Source organism: Listeria grandensis (assembly GCF_014322885.1).
In the GTDB taxonomy this organism is placed as follows: Bacteria; Bacillota; Bacilli; order Lactobacillales; family Listeriaceae; genus Listeria_A; species Listeria_A grandensis.
Window position 1 is genome coordinate 607,098 of the sequence record NZ_JAASUG010000001.1, and the last position, 18,341, is coordinate 625,438.

General features: G+C 44.9%; 22 protein-coding genes and 1 riboswitch. Of the genes, 12 read left to right on the forward strand and 10 right to left on the reverse strand.

What is annotated here, in order from left to right:
- Positions 1 to 81 precede the first annotated feature (81 nt).
- The 4 genes from HCJ54_RS02540 to HCJ54_RS02555 form a co-directional block, all read right to left on the reverse strand.
- Positions 82 to 810, reverse strand: a complete 729-nt coding sequence (locus HCJ54_RS02540; protein ID WP_187136516.1) for a GntR family transcriptional regulator — start codon at positions 808 to 810, stop codon at positions 82 to 84.
- 41 nt (positions 811 to 851) lie between these two features.
- Positions 852 to 2,243 carry a glycoside hydrolase family 1 protein gene (locus tag HCJ54_RS02545; RefSeq protein WP_187136551.1) on the reverse strand — a complete coding sequence of 464 codons (1,392 nt, stop codon included), beginning with the start codon at positions 2,241 to 2,243 and terminating at the stop codon, positions 852 to 854.
- A gap of 458 nt (positions 2,244 to 2,701) precedes the next feature.
- Positions 2,702 to 2,908, reverse strand: coding sequence for a hypothetical protein (locus HCJ54_RS02550; protein ID WP_051998442.1), 207 nt, complete (start codon positions 2,906 to 2,908; stop codon positions 2,702 to 2,704).
- Positions 2,909 to 2,922: 14 nt separating this feature from the next.
- On the reverse strand, positions 2,923 to 3,144 hold the full coding sequence (locus tag HCJ54_RS02555) for a hypothetical protein (RefSeq protein ID WP_187136517.1): 222 nt from the start codon (positions 3,142 to 3,144) through the stop codon (positions 2,923 to 2,925).
- 365 nt (positions 3,145 to 3,509) lie between these two features.
- Positions 3,510 to 3,611, forward strand: a riboswitch (purine riboswitch).
- 90 nt (positions 3,612 to 3,701) lie between these two features.
- Here HCJ54_RS02555 and HCJ54_RS02560 point away from each other — a divergent pair.
- The gene (locus HCJ54_RS02560; protein ID WP_187136518.1) at positions 3,702 to 4,997 is read left to right on the forward strand and encodes an NCS2 family permease; all 1,296 of its coding nucleotides are present in this window, start codon (positions 3,702 to 3,704) and stop codon (positions 4,995 to 4,997) included.
- A 77-nt stretch (positions 4,998 to 5,074) separates the two neighbouring features.
- Here the strand turns inward: HCJ54_RS02560 and hisJ are convergent, their stop codons facing one another.
- Positions 5,075 to 5,905, reverse strand: coding sequence for a histidinol-phosphatase HisJ (gene hisJ / locus HCJ54_RS02565; RefSeq protein WP_187136552.1), 831 nt, complete (start codon positions 5,903 to 5,905; stop codon positions 5,075 to 5,077).
- 191 nt (positions 5,906 to 6,096) lie between these two features.
- Between hisJ and hisZ the strand changes: the two genes are divergently transcribed.
- From hisZ to hisC, 10 genes are read left to right on the forward strand one after another with little or no spacing between them, the layout of a single operon-like run.
- The gene (hisZ, locus tag HCJ54_RS02570) at positions 6,097 to 7,269 is read left to right on the forward strand and encodes an ATP phosphoribosyltransferase regulatory subunit (RefSeq protein ID WP_187136519.1); all 1,173 of its coding nucleotides are present in this window, start codon (positions 6,097 to 6,099) and stop codon (positions 7,267 to 7,269) included.
- Positions 7,266 to 7,904 (forward strand): ATP phosphoribosyltransferase, encoded by a 639-nt coding sequence (gene hisG, locus HCJ54_RS02575; protein WP_036065842.1) that lies wholly within the window; start codon positions 7,266 to 7,268, stop codon positions 7,902 to 7,904. The genes hisZ and hisG overlap by 4 nt, the downstream gene beginning before the upstream one ends.
- Entirely contained in the window at positions 7,904 to 9,187 is a 1,284-nt protein-coding gene (hisD, locus tag HCJ54_RS02580; protein ID WP_187136553.1) for a histidinol dehydrogenase, read from the forward strand. The genes hisG and hisD overlap by 1 nt, the downstream gene beginning before the upstream one ends.
- A gap of 1 nt (position 9,188) precedes the next feature.
- Positions 9,189 to 9,773 carry an imidazoleglycerol-phosphate dehydratase HisB gene (gene hisB, locus HCJ54_RS02585; protein WP_036065841.1) on the forward strand — a complete coding sequence of 195 codons (585 nt, stop codon included), beginning with the start codon at positions 9,189 to 9,191 and terminating at the stop codon, positions 9,771 to 9,773.
- Positions 9,774 to 10,394: an imidazole glycerol phosphate synthase subunit HisH gene (hisH, locus tag HCJ54_RS02590; RefSeq protein WP_187136520.1), complete on the forward strand. Its 621-nt coding sequence runs from the start codon at positions 9,774 to 9,776 to the stop codon at positions 10,392 to 10,394.
- A complete protein-coding gene (gene hisA / locus HCJ54_RS02595) occupies positions 10,373 to 11,098 on the forward strand; it encodes a 1-(5-phosphoribosyl)-5-[(5-phosphoribosylamino)methylideneamino]imidazole-4-carboxamide isomerase (protein WP_187136521.1) in 726 nt (241 codons plus the stop codon). Before hisH ends, hisA begins: the two co-directional genes overlap by 22 nt.
- Positions 11,088 to 11,849 carry an imidazole glycerol phosphate synthase subunit HisF gene (gene hisF, locus HCJ54_RS02600; protein ID WP_187136522.1) on the forward strand — a complete coding sequence of 254 codons (762 nt, stop codon included), beginning with the start codon at positions 11,088 to 11,090 and terminating at the stop codon, positions 11,847 to 11,849. Before hisA ends, hisF begins: the two co-directional genes overlap by 11 nt.
- Positions 11,846 to 12,166 carry a phosphoribosyl-AMP cyclohydrolase gene (gene hisI, locus HCJ54_RS02605; protein WP_036065837.1) on the forward strand — a complete coding sequence of 107 codons (321 nt, stop codon included), beginning with the start codon at positions 11,846 to 11,848 and terminating at the stop codon, positions 12,164 to 12,166. The genes hisF and hisI overlap by 4 nt, the downstream gene beginning before the upstream one ends.
- A gap of 2 nt (positions 12,167 to 12,168) precedes the next feature.
- Positions 12,169 to 12,483: a phosphoribosyl-ATP diphosphatase gene (gene hisE, locus HCJ54_RS02610; RefSeq protein ID WP_185411616.1), complete on the forward strand. Its 315-nt coding sequence runs from the start codon at positions 12,169 to 12,171 to the stop codon at positions 12,481 to 12,483.
- A 15-nt stretch (positions 12,484 to 12,498) separates the two neighbouring features.
- Positions 12,499 to 13,581 carry a histidinol-phosphate transaminase gene (gene hisC, locus HCJ54_RS02615; RefSeq protein WP_187136523.1) on the forward strand — a complete coding sequence of 361 codons (1,083 nt, stop codon included), beginning with the start codon at positions 12,499 to 12,501 and terminating at the stop codon, positions 13,579 to 13,581.
- A gap of 543 nt (positions 13,582 to 14,124) precedes the next feature.
- Here the strand turns inward: hisC and HCJ54_RS02620 are convergent.
- The 3 genes from HCJ54_RS02620 to HCJ54_RS02630 are packed head-to-tail and all read right to left on the reverse strand — an operon-like array spanning position 14,125 to position 15,505.
- Positions 14,125 to 14,325 (reverse strand): hypothetical protein, encoded by a 201-nt coding sequence (locus HCJ54_RS02620; protein ID WP_187136524.1) that lies wholly within the window; start codon positions 14,323 to 14,325, stop codon positions 14,125 to 14,127.
- A gap of 34 nt (positions 14,326 to 14,359) precedes the next feature.
- A complete protein-coding gene (locus HCJ54_RS02625) occupies positions 14,360 to 14,686 on the reverse strand; it encodes a MerR family transcriptional regulator (RefSeq protein WP_187136525.1) in 327 nt (108 codons plus the stop codon).
- A 33-nt stretch (positions 14,687 to 14,719) separates the two neighbouring features.
- Positions 14,720 to 15,505 carry a 2OG-Fe dioxygenase family protein gene (locus tag HCJ54_RS02630; protein WP_187136526.1) on the reverse strand — a complete coding sequence of 262 codons (786 nt, stop codon included), beginning with the start codon at positions 15,503 to 15,505 and terminating at the stop codon, positions 14,720 to 14,722.
- Between the two features lie 268 nt (positions 15,506 to 15,773).
- Between HCJ54_RS02630 and gdhA the strand changes: the two genes are divergently transcribed.
- Entirely contained in the window at positions 15,774 to 17,147 is a 1,374-nt protein-coding gene (gene gdhA, locus HCJ54_RS02635) for an NADP-specific glutamate dehydrogenase (RefSeq protein ID WP_187136527.1), read from the forward strand.
- Between the two features lie 85 nt (positions 17,148 to 17,232).
- Here the strand turns inward: gdhA and HCJ54_RS02640 are convergent, their stop codons facing one another.
- Positions 17,233 to 17,565: an LbetaH domain-containing protein gene (locus HCJ54_RS02640; protein WP_187136528.1), complete on the reverse strand. Its 333-nt coding sequence runs from the start codon at positions 17,563 to 17,565 to the stop codon at positions 17,233 to 17,235.
- An 87-nt stretch (positions 17,566 to 17,652) separates the two neighbouring features.
- On the reverse strand, positions 17,653 to 18,341 hold a 689-nt coding region (locus tag HCJ54_RS02645), incomplete at its 5' end, for an NAD-dependent epimerase/dehydratase family protein (protein ID WP_187136529.1).

Genomic DNA, 18,341 nt, shown 5'->3' on the forward strand with positions numbered 1-18,341 from the left:
AAAATCAACATAGCACATTCCCCGCCATTTCTCCACTAAAAAAAGACTGCGCCTCATCAAAGAAACACAGCCTTCCCCATTTTACCGCCTAGCAATATTCACCGTCGTAAACACAAACTTATCATAACGATGGCGCGACTTCGAGTATTCAAACGCCATCCCATTATTCAAATAAACCGTTTGCTCGACCTCGATCACCGGATCATCTTGCGCACAATCCAGATACTGAAAATCCAACGCATTCGGCTTATCCGCCCGAATTTGCTTGTAGGAACTCGCAATTTTTAAATTCAGTTCCTCGCGAATATGCGTATAAATCGAATGCTCCAACACTTGCTGTGTCACACCGGGAATCAACGCTACCGGCATGCACGTATGCTCTAAAACATACGGCTCCCCGTCCAGAATCCGCGCCCGCACAATATCATAAACCGGCGTCTCCAAATCAATATTCAACCGCTCCGCCACATGTACATCCGGAAAAGTTACCTGAAAGCCCACGATCTTACTTTCCACATCGCGCCCTTCCAACAACTTCGTAAATCCATTTACTTCCTGACTATGAATATGGAGCCGATCCATATCGAGCGCTGACTTAATAATAAACGTCCCGTGCCCCCGCTTACGATACAATAGCCCTTCCAAAACAAGAACTTCCAGTGCTTTTTTCATCGTCATACGACTACAATCAAATTCCTTCGCAAGTGACATCTCATCCGGAATTGGCTTATCAAGAGGATATTCCTTAGCGAAAATACGCTTTTTCAACTCTTCCGCGATAAAACTATATTTTGTCTGATTATTCGCCATGATGCCAAACACCTCTTTTTTTCTTTTATTTTATCATATAATTAAGCATCAAAGCCATGATTATCTGAAAGCGCCTTGTACCAACGCCCAGAAGATTTCACCGTCCGTTTATAATCTTGATCCAGATTCACTTCAACTAAACCATAGCGATTTTTATAAGCATTTGCCCACGACCAGCAATCCATAAACGTCCACAGATGATATCCTTTACAGTTCGCGCCCTCACTCATAGCCTTATGCAACCACTTCAAATGATCTTGAATAAACGCGATCCGGTAATGATCATCGATGTAGCCAGACTCCGTACGATAACGATCTTCGCCTTCCACGCCCATCCCATTTTCCGAAATAAAGAACGGAATATTGCCGTAATTATCACGCAGATTGATCGCAATATCATAAATCGCCCTCTCAAAAATTTCCCAACCACGATATGGATTCATTTTACGATAAGGCATTTCGTAGTTATCAAATAGGTGTTCCGGCATAAATGGCGCATCCGGATGAGCCGCATATTCCTTGGCTTTCACACGGCGCGGCTGGTAATAATTCACACCTAGAATATCGATAATATTGTTCTTAATAACCGCCAAATCTTCCTCCGTATAAACCGGGAGCGCATCATGCTCTTTCAAAATATCCACCAAATCAGCCGGAAACTCGCCCTTTGTCACTGGATCTAGGAAGCTTCGATTAAAAATCAAGTCTGCAATATGTGAAGCGCGTAGATCGGCTGGATTTTGGCTACGCGGATAAGATGGTGTCAAATTCAAGATAATTCCAATTTCACCATCTTGCTGCAATGCATGATACGCTTTGACCGCAAGCGCATGAGCCACCGTTGTATGGTAAGCCACCTGTGCCGCGCGCTTGAAATCAACGACATTCGGAAAATGCATATCATATAAGTAACCCGCCTCAACAGGAACAATCGGCTCGTTAAATGTAAACCAATGTTTCACACGGTCGCCAAACAACTCGAAACACGTTTTAGCGAAAGCAGCATAAGCGTCCACAACTTCGCGATTTTCCCAGCCGCCCAATTCCTGCATCGACATCGGCATATCAAAATGATACAAGTTAATAAACGGCTCCACCTCATTTGCCAACATCTCATCGATCACATTATTATAAAATTCCACCGCTTTAGGATTCACTTCACCAATCCCATCTGGAATCAAGCGCGACCACTGAATCGACGTCCGGAACGAATTATGTCCCGTTTCCTTCATCAACTGAATATCCTCTTTATACTGATAGTAGAAGTTAGACGTATTCACAGGCCCAACATTATTGAAGAATCGACCCGGTTCCTCCTTGTACCAATGATCCCAAATACTAGGTTTTCTGCCATCAACATCCGCAGCCCCTTCCGTTTGCGGACCCGAAGCAGCACTACCCCACCAAAAATCTTGCGGAAATTCATATTTCATCATTTCTACCTCCAAAGGACAAGCTCATTAAGCTCGTGTAATATCCTCATTATACCCTATTTTTTTAAAAGTATAAACTTATAACTTAATAAAGTAGTATTTGAGATGATCAAAAAAGCCGTCATTTTATCTTTTTAAGACATAATGACGGTTTTTTTAAATATTATTCAGTCGGAAGCTTAAAGTTTCAACTATCAGCGCCTAATCAAATATGGATTAGTGATATTTTCTATATTCCCATCAAACAATCCTTTGTTTATATATGCGTTTGGACCTATTCTCTAGAAAAGTCATGGCGTGGAGAGTCACTTCCTTGGTCACAAAGGCTACGCACACCACTTCAACTCCTTTTTTGTAAATTTCATTTCTATTACTTACTAACAATTTTTCCATTTTCCTTAAGAAAGAGCATCACTTTTTCAGCGCGCCCTTTCTTTACATTTACTTTGTTCCCTTCATCAACTATTCTTTATTTTTTTTGCTCTTCTCCTAGCACTTAACAACATCAAAATGTTATAAAATAATACTCCATAAATCGCCGTTTCCATAAAATCACCATTTACTATAAATTCTATTGAAATACCTATCACACCACTTACAATAGCTATTATCAAGACACTCCAATAGGGATGCTCATTATAAAAATGATTCCATTTCTTATACAACGTCCTCACCTCCATTAGCCACTATTTAGTGGTATACCTAGATGCAACTTGTTTGCAAGCAGCATTGTATCCCCACTGTTTACGGTTTTAATCGTTGCTTTTTCTGATGCGCCTTCTATTGTTCCTTCTGCTGGTGGCACTCCTTGTTCCGCATACGGTTCGTACGCTGGAATCGTAGACACGATCATTGTAATAGCGATCGTGACTAAAAGTAATCGTGATAGTCCCTTTTTCATCTTGTTAAGCCCCTTTTCTGTTTGTAATTGAGCAATACATCTCTATTAAAACGTACCATATAATACATGTGAAAAGCAATAATTTTTTTCTTATATATGTAAATATAGGACAGCCATTATCGTGTGTTTCTTCCATATACTATCCTTCATATCTTTTGAAGTTAAGTTTTATCAGAGCATTTCACTTCTTCTTATCATTTTACTGTCTACTTTATTGATATCTATCCAAACTAAGTCATTGTCTTCAGCAACTTCTACTTGTTAAGGGAGTTGTGTGTCCAGCGCCTCTCTTTTTATGTTCATTATGCCAGTTTCTCATTCTCTTGCAACGATTCTTTCCCCCCCTCTTGCTAACCGCCACTAACTAAGCTAAAATAAACACATGTCGTATATGTCTAGGAATATGGCCCAGACGTTTCTACTTAGCTACCGTAAATGGCTACACTACGAGCAATAGCATACTGCGTTTCTTTTTCGTTGACTTAGAAACGGCTTTTTTTTGCGATGGCTCATCTTTGAAAAATGTGCGACAACACAATTCAGGGAGGCTTTTTTTAATGGAAAAATTGTTTAAACTGCGAGAAAATAAGACAACGGTTAGAACGGAAATTTTGGCGGGGTTAACGACTTTCTTGTCGATGGCGTACATACTATTTGTGAATCCATCCGCGCTAGCAACGACTGGAATGGACATGAGCGCGGTGTTTGTCGCAACAGCTCTAGCAGCTGTGGTTGGCTCACTGCTTATGGGATTGATTGCGAATTATCCGATTGGGCTCGCTCCGGGCATTGGGCTTAGTTCCTTCTTTGCCTACACGGTTTGTGCGCAATGGGGAATTCCTTGGGAAACTGCTTTATCAGGTGTTTTAGTCTCCGGTTGTGTATTTATTGTACTGACCGTCACCGGGATTCGAGAAAAAATTATCAATGCCATTCCGACAGAACTAAAATTCGCAGTTGGTGCAGGAATCGGCTTTTTCATCGCTTTTCTTGGGCTGAAAAATGCCGGGATTATCGTGGGAAACAAAGCGACACTCGTGGCGCTTGGAGATTTACATAACAGTACGGTTTTGCTTGCTGTTTTCGGCATTGTCATCACGATTGTTTTGATGACCTTGAACATAAATGGTGCGATTTTTATCGGGATGGCTGCGACGGTTATTGTCGGGATGCTCTTTCAATTGATTGATGTCCCGACGCAAATTGTGGCGCCTATTCCTGATATTTCACCTACATTTGGGCAAGCGATTTTTCATCTTGGAGACATATTCACGCCGCAGATGTTGATTGTGATTTTGACGTTCTTCTTTATTGACTTTTTCGATACCGCGGGGACGCTGGTGGCTGTTGCAAATCAGGCTGGTTTTATGAAGGATAACAAAGTCCCTCGTGCAAGTCGGGCGCTATTCGCAGATTCATCAGCAACGATTGTTGGCTCGATTTTAGGGACATCAACGACCACTTCATACGTGGAATCAACGGCTGGTGTGGCGGTTGGTGGACGGACTGGTTTGACGGCGATTGTGATTGCGATTTGCTTTGCTCTTTCGATGTTCTTTTCGCCGCTGCTAGGTGTGATTACAAGTGCAGTGACGACGCCAGCGCTTGTCATAGTCGGGATTTTGATGATTGGAAATGTGGCGCATATTGACTGGTCTAAATTCGAGATCGCCGTGCCTTGTTTCATGGTTATTTTGATGATGGTGCTTAGTTTCTCGATTGCTTCGGGGATTGCGCTTGGGTTTATCTTTTACCCGATCACGATGTTTTTTAAAGGTCGTTACAAAGAAGTTCACCCGATTATGTATATTTTGATGATCTTATTTATTTTATATTTTGTGTTCGTCGTTTAAAAAATGCAAGAAAGAAGCTGAAATATCGTCCTAATGGATGGAGTTTCAGCTTTTTTCTATGATTTCTTGTAATTCGCCTACAAAGATTTTTCTATATCATCGTAGCCGCGGCCAACATCTGCCAAGCTGTGCGCATCTGAGCCGTAGACTAACTCAATGCCAAGTGAATGTGCTTCTTTGGCAATATCAAGTGGTGGATAAGCTTCCTTGCAATATTCTTTATATAGCCCCGCTGTATTCCAATCTAATTGATAATTTCGCGCTTTTATATCTTGGAGTAGATGCGATACTTGCTGTCTCGCTTCCCCTTTTATTGCCGTTTCATGCTCTGGAAAATAATGCTGGAATTTCTGACAAAGCGAGATATGACCCAGTCGAGTTGGTTTTGCCGCGCCTAAATCGGCAAACAATGATTCCCGGATCAGCTCATAGTAGGCTTTTTGAATCGCCGCAAAATTTCCATAATGCTTCCAAATGCCAGCTTCAAAATCTGGCGCTGAGAAATCGATAAATCGCCAGCCACCAACTCCCGGCATGAAGTGCAACGATAAAACACCATCATCCATCTGCGAACCATATTCCCGAAGTAAAGCTCTCGTGTCTGCTTCAAATCCTGGTAAAAAATCAACCTCTAATCCGACGTGAATCCGAATCTGATCACTATACTTTTGCTTCACCTCATGTGCCTTCTTAAAATAGGCATCTAGCTGATCCCACTGAAGTGCCGCCGTCGCAATCTCCTCTTTCGAATTAGCAATTTCTTGTTCAAAAGCTGTGGGCATCGGCGGGTGTTCCGTTATCGAATAATCGGTAAATCCAAGTCCAATTGCTTTTTCAATCATCGCCTCTACTTTATCACCAGAACCGTGCGGGCAGAATTCAGTGTGTGTATGTCCATCGCGCTTGATCATGTGCCACCACTCCTCTTTTCTTCCAATTATAGCATCCCTTGGAAAGAAGGTCATGCTATCTTTATAAAATATTTCATTTTTCTGATATAATGAAGGGACAGAAGTTTTTATTTTATCTATTTACAAAAACGCTTTACTCTGCTAATATGCTAATATGTTAAAGTTTTATGAAAAAGGAGCTCAGATCAATGAAGTGGAATCGGAATTTGCCTATTGGAACAAGAGATAAACTTTTCAAGGAAGCCGCGTCGGCCTATGATATGGAACATCAAGTGAACCGATCATTTCACGAGCGGGGCTATCAAAGGATTGAGACGCCAGTTATCGAATTTGATGATGTTTTTTCGGCGATTGATGATATGAACTTATACCGTTTTTTCGATACAAAAGGACGCTTGACAGTGCTACGGCCTGACATGACTTCTCCCATTGGACGCGTGATTAGTACTACTGGCGTCACACCACCGCTCAAGCTTTGTTATAGTGGCAAGGTTTTTCGGGCGAATGAGGAGCTGGCTGGGGAACGGAACGAGATGACGCAAGCAGGGATTGAGATTATCGGTTTTGCATCGATAAAGGCGGAGATTGAGTGTATCACTAGCGCGATTGCAGTTTTACGGGAACTCGGGATGACAGATTTCCAAATCGAGATTGGCCATGCCGCGATTTATCAAGCGGTTATCCAGTCGCTTGCGTTGCAGGATAACGATGAGGAAATCTTTCGCCAAGCCTTGCAAAATAAGAGTTTATTCGGGATTCGATCCTTTGTGGCGAGTCACCCGAGCGCGATGGATGCTTTTATTTTAGCATTGCCGCGATTGTTTGGGTCAGTGGATACAATCGGAGAAGCGCGGGCTTTGACGGATAATCGACTTATTTTGGAGGCATTGACACAGATGGAAACGATTGTTCAGGTCGTGAATGCACCGGAGCACTTATCGGTGGACATCGGCCTCGTGCAGGAACTTCATTATTACACGGGAGCCATTTTTCGGGGATATGCGGATATGTCTGCTGTTCATTTCCTAAGCGGTGGACGTTATGATTCGCTTCTTGCCCAGTTTGGCGAGGAGAATTGGCCTGCGGTTGGTCTCGCGCTGAATTTAGATGAGATTGTTTCACTGAAACGCCGGACGTTGAAAAAGCAGGAGCATATCGCTAAAACATTTATTCATTACTCGCTAGAAACGACGCAACTCGCGGAAGAAGTGCTTGCCAAGACGCCGAACAGCTCGCTCAGTTTTTTTGATGAACTTTCGGAAAGTGTGGCCTATGCGAAAAAATGGCAATATCATAAACTGATTGATGTATCTGGTAATGAGCTTCGCGAAATCGATCCAGAGAAGGAGGTTTTATCATGAAATCGCTACAAATTGCGCTGACAAAAGGACGCTTGGAAAAATCGGCTGTTGCGCTTCTTGAAAAAGCTGGCGTGGATTGCGAGATGCTGCATGAAAAAAGCCGGAAACTCATTTTTGCGAGCGAGGATGCGCCCTATTCGTTTATTTTAGCGAAAGCTCCGGATGTCGCGACCTATGTCAAACATGGTGTTGCAGATATCGGAATCGTTGGAAAAGACGTGCTGATGGAGCAAGACAAGGAGCATTACGAGATGCTGGATTTAAAAATTGGGCAATGTCAGTTTTGCTTAGCATCCACGCCAAGTTATGATCCAAGCGATTATAGACGCAAAATTATTGCGACGAAGTATCCGACGGTTGCGACAAAATATTTTCGGGAACGCGGTGAGGACGTCGAGATCATTAAAATTGAGGGCTCTGTTGAAATGGCACCCCTACTTGGACTTGCGGATGCGATTATTGACATTGTGGAAACAGGATCAACTTTGCGCGAAAACGGACTGGTCATTTTTGATACGATGTACGCTATTTCGGCACGTTTGATTGTAAATAAGGCCTCGCTGAAGCGGAATAAGGCGGAAATTTTCGAGTTGATTGACTTGTTGGAAAACACATTGGAGGAGGAGACACGATGATGCGATTTATTTCTGGGGATAAAGCGGCAATTTTTCAGCAATTACATACGGCAGTAGTTGATGAGGCGCAAATCGAAACGGAGCTTGCCGTCAAGCGAATTGTCGCAGATGTTCGTGACAATGGTGATGAGGCGCTAAAACGATTGACGTCGCAGTTTGACGGGGTTACGCTAACCGATTTTAGGGTTCCACAAAGCGATCTTGATGACGCGCTTCAACATGTCGAGTCAGATTTCATTCAAGCTTTGGAGCAGGCGAAGGAAAACATTCTTTCCTATCACCAAAAGCAGAAGCAGTCTGGGTTTGTCGATACGGAAAAACGCGGCGTCATGCGTGGTCAGCTCGTTAGGCCACTCGAAACGGCTGGTATTTATGTTCCCGGAGGCACGGCGGCGTACCCGTCCTCGGTATTAATGAACATTCTCCCAGCCAAAATCGCAGGCGTTCCGCGAATCATTATGGTGACTCCGCCTGGTGCGGATGGTTTGAATCCTTATATTTTAGCGGCTGCCAAGATTGCGGGAGCCGACGAAGTATATCAAGTTGGGGGCGCGCAGGCCATCGCGGCGTTAGCTTTCGGAACAGCATCGATTCCCAAAGTAGATAAGATCGTTGGACCTGGAAATATGTTTGTCGCATTGGCAAAACGAGAAGTGTTTGGCATCGTGGACATCGATATGATTGCAGGACCTTCTGAGGTTGTAGTCGTGGCGGATGCAACAGCGAATCCGCGATTTGTAGCTGCGGATTTATTGTCGCAGGCGGAGCACGATAAGCTAGCGCGCGCGATTCTCATTACGACAAGCGAACCGTTTGGCCAAGCTGTTGCAAGCGAAGTCGAAAAACAATTGCGAACATTGCCACGTGAAGAGATCGCACGCGCCTCGATAGCAAACTTTGGGCAAGTCATTGTTGCTGATTCAATCGAAGCCGCGTTCGAGATTATGAATGACATCGCACCGGAACATCTAGAAATTCAGCTGGAAAACCCGATGGATTACTTGAGCTACGTGAAAAACGCTGGTTCTGTCTTCTTAGGCGCTTATGCATCCGAACCGCTCGGTGATTATTTTGCTGGTCCAAATCATGTCTTGCCGACGAGTGGCACGGCGCGCTTCTTCTCCCCGCTTGGCGTCGCTGATTTTTGCAAACGGACATCGTTTATCTCCTATACAAAGGATGCGCTCGAAAAGGAGAAGGATGCCATTGTGTTACTCGCTGAAAAAGAAGGTTTAACCGCGCATGCTCGCGCTATCCAAATTCGCTTTGAGGAGGAAAACTAAAATGAGAACTGCCAAAATAGAACGGAAAACAGCGGAAACATCGATTCGTATGGAGGTATATCTTGATCAGCCAGAAAAATGTGAGATTCATACAGGGATCGGTTTTCTGGATCATATGCTGACACTTTTTGCGCGACATAGCCGCATTGGACTTGTTTGTGAAGCGATCGGTGACCTCGATGTTGACTCGCATCACACCGCCGAAGATGTCGGAATCGTGCTTGGTCAATGTTTGAAGGAAGCGCTTGGCGATAAGGCTGGCATTAACCGCTACGGTTCGGAGTACGTGCCAATGGATGAATCGCTTGGCTTTGTAGCACTAGATTTGAGTGGACGTTCGTATCTTGTTTTTGACGCCACTTTTGATAACCCGAAACTCGGTGCTTTTGATACGGAACTCGTGGAGGAATTCTTCCAAGCTGTGGCGTTTAATGCGACGATGAACTTACACTGCCGCGTCCTCTATGGTAAAAATACGCATCACAAAATTGAGGCACTTTTTAAAGCATTTGGGCGCGCATTGCGTCAGGCAATTACGGTAAATCCCGATATTAAAGGGGTTAACTCAACGAAGGGCGTGCTGTAAATGCAGATTGCAATTGTGGATTATGACACTGGCAATACGAAAAGCGTCAGCAAAGCGCTCGATTTTATTGGTTTAAAGAATAAGATAACCGCTGTGGAAAAGGAGATTTTGGCGGCTGACGGGATTATTTTGCCGGGGGTTGGTGCCTTTCCGCAAGCCATGGCGGCGCTCGAGGAACGCGATTTAATTGCTGTTTTGCAAGAAGCTGTGGCACATGGGAAACCACTACTCGGCGTTTGTCTCGGTATGCAACTGTTGCTTGATTCCAGCGATGAGCATGGTTACACACAAGGGCTCGGGCTCATTCCAGGGCATGCGAAACTACTCCCTGACACGGCGAAAATTCCGCATATGGGATGGAATCAACTCGAGGTGAAGCAGGATTGCCCCTTAGCGCATGGTCAAGATGGAAATTTTGTGTATTATGTCCATTCCTATTATGCCGAATGCGAGCCAAAATATGTGATGGCATCCAGTGACTATTCCGTAGAAATTCCTGGTATCATCGCCAATGAGAACGTCTACGGTGCCCAGTTCCACCCCGAAAAAAGCGGTCAAGCAGGACTCGAAATTTTACAAGGATTTAAGGAGGTTATCGAATGCGCATCTTCCCAGCAATAGATTTGAAAAACGGCCGTTGTGTGCGGCTTTACCAAGGTGATTTCGCCCAAGAAACGGTGGTGAATCCCGACCCGATCACCCAAGCAAAAGCGTTTAGCGAAGAAGGCGCGACCTATTTACATATCGTGGATCTAGATGGGGCGCTAGAAGGAAAACCGATAAATCTGGATATCATTCGTGAAATGAAAAAAGTTTCGCAGCTTCCTGTCCAAGTTGGCGGCGGCATCCGGACGATGGCACAAATCACCTTTTATCTCGAAGATGCTGGCATCGATCGTGTCATTATTGGTTCGGCCGCTCTTTCCCACCCTGACTTCGTTCGCGATGCCGTAAAGCTTTACGGTGACAAAATCGCGGTCGGCATTGACGCGAAAAATGGCTTTGTTGCCACATCTGGTTGGCTCGATGTAAGCACCACGGATTACCTCACTTTTGCAAAAGAAGTCGAAAAAAGCGGTGTACAAACGATCATTTTTACTGATATCGCGAAAGACGGCACGCTTGCAGGTCCGAATTTGCAGCAACTACAGGCTTTACAAGGCGCCGTAAATGTAGATATTATCGCATCTGGTGGCGTGAGCAGTAAAGCCGATTTAATAGAGCTTGCCGAACTCGGTTTATATGGTGCCATCTCTGGAAAAGCCCTGTATAACGGCAATATCTCCATGGCAGAAATTACGGAGGTGGAGAACCTTGCTGACTAAACGCATCATTCCGTGCTTAGACGTTACCGATGGACGCGTGGTGAAGGGGATCAACTTCGTGGCGCTAACCGATGTCGGCGATCCTGTTGAAATTGCTAAGGCCTATAATAAAGCCGGTGCAGACGAGCTTGTTTTCTTGGATATCACAGCCACCCACGAAGAACGCCGGACGATGGTTGACGTCGTGGCGCGGACTGCAGAACAAGTTTTCATCCCGCTTACCGTCGGCGGTGGCATCCATTCCGTCGCGAATATGAAAGCCTTACTCCAAGCTGGCGCGGACAAGATCTCACTCAACTCCGCTGCCCTCAAAAATCCCGACCTGATCGCAGAAGGTGCCGCTAAATTTGGCAATCAATGCATTGTCGTGGCCATCGATGCGAAATATCACGCCGACGATGATTCCTGGCATGTTTACAGTCGCGGTGGACGTGATGATACAGGCCTTGACGCTATCCAGTGGGCGAAAAAAGCCGTCTCACTCGGCGCTGGCGAAATCCTGCTTACAAGTATGGATGGCGACGGTACCAAAGACGGTTACGACATCGCGCTCACCGACGCCATCTGTAACGCCGTCTCCGTCCCCGTCATCGCATCAGGCGGTTGCGGGAACGCGGAACACATGGTCGAAGTTTTTGAGAAAACAGGCGCAGACGCAGCACTCGCCGCCTCGATTTTCCATTACGGTGAAATGACGATCCCTGAAGTCAAACAAATTTTGCAAGTGAAAGGAGTTGCGATTCGGCCATGACACTTGATTTTTCGAAAGGTCTCATCCCTGCTATTATTGTGGAAGACACGACTGGCGATGTCCTCATGCTCGCCTATATGAACGCCGAAAGCTACCAAAAAACACTCGACACAAACACGACGTGGTTTTTCTCCCGTTCCCGCAACGAACTCTGGAATAAAGGCGCGACATCCGGCCATTTCCAGCACGTCAAAGAAATCCGCTCCGACTGCGACAACGATACACTCTTGATTCGCGTCGACCAAATCGGAGCCGCCTGCCACACCGGCGCGCACAGCTGTTTTTTCAATATTGAAAAGGAAGTGACTGCAAAATGAGCATCCTAACGGAACTCTACAATCAAATCAATGACCGTAAAACAACGCCAAAAGAAGGCTCCTATACCAATTACTTATTCGACCGCGGACTTGATAAAATTTTGAAAAAGGTTGGGGAGGAAGCGACCGAAGTGGTTATCGCCGCAAAAAATAATGACAACGCGGAATTAACATCAGAACTCGCCGACCTGACTTATCACGTCCTCGTATTGTTGGCACAGCAAGGCTTGACGCCTGATGACATCGCACGTGAACTCGAAAAACGCGAAGGCAAACTCAGCGTCACAGAAGATCGCAAACCAATCGACGAATTATAAGAAGGAGGTTTCCACATGGTAAAATCAGCCCTAAACGCCCTATCCGCATACAAACCCGGCAAACCGCTAGAAGAAGTACGCCGCGAACTCGGACTCCAAAAAATATACAAACTAGCGTCAAATGAAAATCCGTTCGGCACATCTAAGGCCGTGTCACGCATCCTGAAAGAAGAAAGCATCGATTTGTCCTATTATCCCGATGGCGCCGGACGTATTTTGCGCGAAGCGATCGCCAAATTCCACGATGTTCCTACCGACCAAATCTTGCTTGGCTCAGGTCTCGATGACGTTATCCAAATCATCTCCCGCGCCGTCCTAGAACCGGGTGACAACATCATCGAAGCCGCGCCGACCTTCTCCCAATACTCCCTACACGCCACGATCGAGGGCGCTGAAACGATTTCACTCCCCGTTGATGAAACAACCGGAAAATCCGATCTCACCGCCATGGCAAACGCCGTCAACGCACGCACCAAAATCATCTGGCTCTGTAACCCAAATAACCCGACAGGCACGATTTCCACCCAACGAGAAGTCCTAACTTTGCTGGAATCCGTACCAAAAAACGTGCTTGTCATCAGCGACGAAGCCTATTTCGAATACGCCACATCGGCCGACTATCCAGATACATTCGCACTCCTTGACCAATTTCCAAACGTGATCATCATGCGCACCTTTTCAAAAATTTACGGCTTAGCAGGCTTGCGCATCGGATACGCGATCATCCCGGAGGCACTGAGCGAACCGCTGAACATCGTGCGACTCCCGTTCAATACCTCATCGATCGCCCAATCCGCCGCAACAGCCGCACTCGCCGATCAAGCCTTCGTCAAAAAATGCGTCGACGCCAACACGAGCGGCCTACAACAATGGTACGATTTCTTAGACGCGCACGGACTCACCTACTACAAATCCGACGCCAACTTCATCTTTTTTGACACAAAACGCGACGCCACCGAGCTGTTCAATAAACTGCTCCAAAAAGGCTACATCGTACGTGCCGGCCTCAAACCAAATTGGCTACGAATCACCATCGGATCCACCCAAGAAAACCAAGGTTGCATCCAAGCATTAACTTCCATTTTAGAGGAGAAATAATATATTCTAACACGCACTTAACCCTACTCTCATCACATTCTAATCGATCTTATCGAACCTGACAAAACTGTCACTTTTCAGTTTCATAATGTAAGACAAAGCGATGTTTTAAGATCACTATTCGAGATATACTTAACTTATTGGAGCAAATCATCTTTTCCCCAAGATGATGTGGCAACGACGATAAATAAAAATGGGTTCTCTTTTCAAGTTCTAATACACGCTTCAAAAGAAAACCCATTTCTTATTCAAAATGAGAAGCATTACTCGCTTTGCTTCTTGTGGTGAATATATCCTATACCATAAAATTCCCCTGATATCCCTTTTATATCGTCGTCCCACACACTCCTAAAACTCCCTACTTGCACATGCGGTTCCCCCCGCGTGTGTTTTGTTGTGGTTCTTATGAAGCGTACTATGCTGAATTAGAACCACAATATGCATGCGAACGCAGTGAGCAAGTAATCCCCCAGTGGTTCTTATACGCCGAACCATGAATCAAGCCCACACAGAAATGACTACAAACCAATTACGTTCCCCTCTCTAAAACTTCTCCCTCTTTCTCCTACTAGCCACAAAGTAGAACACAAAATTCAACACCAACCCCACCGCTGCAACAATAACAACTATCAACAACAACCCTGATTTCGTATTTACATAATTGATTACATTCAATATCAGCAGTAACGCCCACATTAATGTCAACACAACCAGATTTAATTTGGAGGCATATAATCGATTCATATCCATGCTCACATCCTTACCTAATTCTATCTACCTAGAAAGTTTTCCCCGTATTCTCCTCAACCCATCTATCTAACCCTGTCTTTGGATAATACATATAACCATCAATAGTAATACTAGGCAAATCCCCAACCTTTTGCAGTCGTTTCATCTCTTTTTCATCAATGCCCAAGTAAGACATCAAACCATCCTCATCCAACAATGTCGTATCCGAATTTTCTATATTAACACCTATAGACGCTCCATCATCCGACAGCTCGATTGGAGTTGGGCTATCTGCTGAATCTGCAGAACCACTTCCAATCATAAATCCCGCTACAATCACACAAATCCCAATAATCCAAGCATGCTTATTCTCCATATCCTCTGTCTCCCTTTTTATGTTTTTAATCCATCAAAGCGGCTTCACAACAGTCGGCTGATAATCAATCAAAATCATCGACCGCTCCCCAGCCTCGTCACCGGTTCCCTTATGAACCGCACTCACATAATGGCTCACTGCCACATCCGCGACCCCATATGACTCCAAAGCCTCTGTCAACGCAAAATCCGCAAAAATATGCCCCGTATCGATAGCTCCCGGTAACTGATCCACATCATCCACCGTCGCAATCACATTCAGGCCTCCAACGACATTCTGGCGTCTCACTAAATGCGCAAACGTAAACGGCTCACCATCCCGATGCAAACAATTCGGCGACGAAACCGCTGCATCTCCATCACGCTCCACCTTCAACTTCACAAAATGCACGCCCACGTTCACCGGCATGACCATGTCCCGCTTATCCCAATATGTCTGCGCAAAATCAAACTGAATAATCCGCTTCAAAAGCTCATTTTCAAGCATCTCCTGTTGCAACATCGGAAAACTACGATACGCATCCTTAAACTCCGGATTAAACGCACCCTGAAAATACTCCGCAACCTCATCCCCATCCTCATTTACCATTGCTGGCAACCATTCCACCTGATTCGACCACGGCAAAATAACCGCACGCGAAAAACGGCGATAACGATGTAACCCAGTGGCGTAAGCATCCATTGGTAAATCCTCAAAAGCTCGTTCGATCGCCTCGAACTGTTCCGCAATCCACGCCTGATCCTTACTATATAAACGGCCAATATCCGCCCCAGCATGGAACCGAATAAATCCTTTTTCTAACATTTCATCTTTATACACAATCTATTCCCTCATTTCTTTTGTAACTCCCTCCATTGTAACATTCCGCACGTACACAAAGAAAGCGTTTTTAAATTGCGTGCCTTATTAAAAAAATCTGAAAAATTATTTTTTTATCTTGTATACTGAACACATTTCATGTAAACTAACATTATAAGTGAATTTTTAGAAATTAAACATCTTATGCGACAAGAAAAGCGGCATCTTATATTCCATTTTCATGTTATCTTTATTCTCACTTAAAACTAAAGCACAAGGAGCGGTCAATATGGTACAACCAACAACAGTGACAAAAGAAGTCGAAGCAGCAGAAAGTTACACAGCACGTATTTTTGAAACAATAAAGAAACGCAATCCTTCTGAGAGCGAATTTCACCAAGCAGTCGAAGAATTTTTACAATCCTTAGTCCCAGTTTTAGCAAAAGAGCCGAAATATGAGGCAGCTGGAATTCTAGAAAGATTGACCGAGCCAGAACGACTCATCACATTCCGCGTCCCTTGGGTAGACGATAACGGTAATGTCAAAGTCAACCGTGGTTTCCGCGTACAATTCAATAGCGCTATCGGTCCATATAAAGGCGGACTTCGTTTCCATCCATCGGTAAACGGCAGCATCGTCAAATTTCTTGGATTCGAGCAAATCTTCAAAAACTCCTTAACTGGCTTGCCAATCGGTGGCGGTAAAGGTGGTTCTGATTTTGATCCTAAAGGTAAAACAGACAATGAAGTCATGCGTTTTTGCCAAAGCTTCATGTCCGAATTACAGAAATATATCGGTCCAAATACCGACGTTCCAGCTGGTGACATCGGTGTCGGCGCCCGCGAAATCGGCTTCCTATTCGGCCAATATAAGCGCCTAAACGCCTTCGATGCTGGTACTCTAACTGGTAAAGGCCTGAACTACGGCGGAAGTTTAACACGTACCGAAGCAACAGGCTACGGCGTGGTCTACTTCACACAAGAAATGCTCCAAGACAAAGGTGATTCCCTAAAAGGCAAAAAAATCACCGTTTCCGGTTCAGGTAACGTCGCGATTTATGCCATCGAAAAAGCCCATGAACTTGGCGCAACTGTCATTGCATGTAGCGATTCAAGCGGCTACATCCTAGACGAAAACGGCATCAACGTCGCCACCGTCAAACAATTGAAAGAGCAAGAACGCAAACGGATCAGCGAATACACCAAACACCATCCAAATGCCACTTTTGTCGCAAACGGAGATATTTGGTCCCTACCCGCTGACATCGCCTTACCATGCGCAACACAAAACGAAATCAACGCAGACCAAGCCGCAACACTTGTTAACAATGGCGTCATCGCAGTAGCAGAAGGCGCGAACATGCCATCTACGCTCGATGCTGTTGCCGTGTTCCAAGAAAACAACGTATTATTCGGACCTGCTAAAGCGGCAAACGCTGGCGGAGTTGCTGTATCAGCCTTAGAAATGGCCCAAAACAGCATCCGGATGAGTTGGACTTTTGAAGAAGTGGATGCTCACTTGAAATCCATCATGAAAAATATCTACAAAAACGCTAGCGCCACAGCATCTGCTTACGATGCAGCGGGGAACTTAGTCGTTGGTTCCAACATCGCTGGCTTCCTGAAAGTTGCTGATAGTATGTTGACAGAAGGTATTATCTAAACAATAAAAAGACCGAATAATGATGGGCTACTTCCCTCACTATTCGGTCTTTTTTCTACTACATTCTAACGTATTCGACTCGATATTACATGTCAGAGTACTCCCCATTCGCTCCAATACTTATATTTGGTACCACTCCAATCAACACGTTATTAGCCACCGTACATCCGCCAGTCACAACACTGCCTGGAGCAAAATGAACAACCGAAATATCATGTTCTACAGTAGCACCACTGTTTACAGTAACATGTTTCCCAAGTATCGTGTTCGCCTGAACAATCGAGCCAGCTATCACCAAGCTACCCTCACCGATTTCTACCGTTGCTTCTACAAACGCAACCGGATGAACGATCACCGCAAATTTTTTCTCAGCCAACGCCAAGGTTCTAGCGATTTTTTTCCGAATTTCATTTGCCATATCCTTCGTTAAACTGGAAAAATACCCCTATAATTCCATCAGAAGTATTTATCATAAAAAGCCGCTGAATCTAGAATGTATATAGCTTTAGTGGCTTTTTATCCATTCCGTCTGCCAAATCGAATCGGCCAAACGGACGGCCTCATATTTTATCGTGTTTTCTTTCTCAAAAACGAGATTGCCAAATGTTTTTTTGAAAATCGGGATGTTTTGTAACGCTTGTCGGCATATGTTTCCCGCGGCCTTCGACGTCCGCATTTTTTTCCCACTTGCCTCAGCAATGAGTGTCACGAGCTGCGTCGTGTTCACTGTCTCACTGTTTTGAGGCACATAGATCCCACTTGCCTTTACACATATAACTTCCTGTAAAAAAGCAGACAAATTATCGATGAAAATCATGCTTCTTTCTCCATTGATCGTCGGGAAAATCGGCGTTTTCCGGGCGAGTTTTGCCAGGCGAGCGTAGTTTCCTGGACAGTCAGGACCATAAATCATCGGCGGACGAACAATCGCGACTTGGAAATCAGGACTTTCTAATTGGTGTAATCGCTTTTCCGCTTCGTATTTTGACTTTCCGTATAGACTCGTTGGGCGCGGCACTTGCTGAATCGGTATCTCTTTTGCTGGTTCCTCAAAGCTACCTTCTTCCCCGTAAACGGCCACAGTGCTCAGGAATACGAAGTGCTTCACACCTGCCGCTTTTGCCCTGTACGCTAAATTTTCTGTGAGTTCTGTGTTGATTCGGTGGTACTCGCTAGCGCTTTCCGGCGTTTCTT

Excerpts from the sequence above, each read along its gene's own strand:
- HCJ54_RS02540 (WP_187136516.1), bottom strand. The coding sequence starts at position 810 with ATGGCGAATAATCAGACAAAATATAGTTTTATCGCGGAAGAGTTGAAA.
- HCJ54_RS02545 (WP_187136551.1), bottom strand. The coding sequence starts at position 2,243 with ATGAAATATGAATTTCCGCAAGATTTTTGGTGGGGTAGTGCTGCTTCG.
- HCJ54_RS02555 (WP_187136517.1), bottom strand. The coding sequence starts at position 3,144 with ATGAAAAAGGGACTATCACGATTACTTTTAGTCACGATCGCTATTACA.
- HCJ54_RS02560 (WP_187136518.1), top strand. The coding sequence starts at position 3,702 with ATGGAAAAATTGTTTAAACTGCGAGAAAATAAGACAACGGTTAGAACG.
- hisZ (WP_187136519.1), top strand. The coding sequence starts at position 6,097 with ATGAAGTGGAATCGGAATTTGCCTATTGGAACAAGAGATAAACTTTTC.
- hisG (WP_036065842.1), top strand. The coding sequence starts at position 7,266 with ATGAAATCGCTACAAATTGCGCTGACAAAAGGACGCTTGGAAAAATCG.
- hisD (WP_187136553.1), top strand. The coding sequence starts at position 7,904 with ATGCGATTTATTTCTGGGGATAAAGCGGCAATTTTTCAGCAATTACAT.
- hisB (WP_036065841.1), top strand. The coding sequence starts at position 9,189 with ATGAGAACTGCCAAAATAGAACGGAAAACAGCGGAAACATCGATTCGT.
- hisH (WP_187136520.1), top strand. The coding sequence starts at position 9,774 with ATGCAGATTGCAATTGTGGATTATGACACTGGCAATACGAAAAGCGTC.
- hisA (WP_187136521.1), top strand. The coding sequence starts at position 10,373 with ATGCGCATCTTCCCAGCAATAGATTTGAAAAACGGCCGTTGTGTGCGG.
- hisI (WP_036065837.1), top strand. The coding sequence starts at position 11,846 with ATGACACTTGATTTTTCGAAAGGTCTCATCCCTGCTATTATTGTGGAA.
- hisC (WP_187136523.1), top strand. The coding sequence starts at position 12,499 with ATGGTAAAATCAGCCCTAAACGCCCTATCCGCATACAAACCCGGCAAA.
- HCJ54_RS02620 (WP_187136524.1), bottom strand. The coding sequence starts at position 14,325 with ATGAATCGATTATATGCCTCCAAATTAAATCTGGTTGTGTTGACATTA.
- HCJ54_RS02625 (WP_187136525.1), bottom strand. The coding sequence starts at position 14,686 with ATGGAGAATAAGCATGCTTGGATTATTGGGATTTGTGTGATTGTAGCG.
- gdhA (WP_187136527.1), top strand. The coding sequence starts at position 15,774 with ATGGTACAACCAACAACAGTGACAAAAGAAGTCGAAGCAGCAGAAAGT.
- HCJ54_RS02640 (WP_187136528.1), bottom strand. The coding sequence starts at position 17,565 with ATGGCAAATGAAATTCGGAAAAAAATCGCTAGAACCTTGGCGTTGGCT.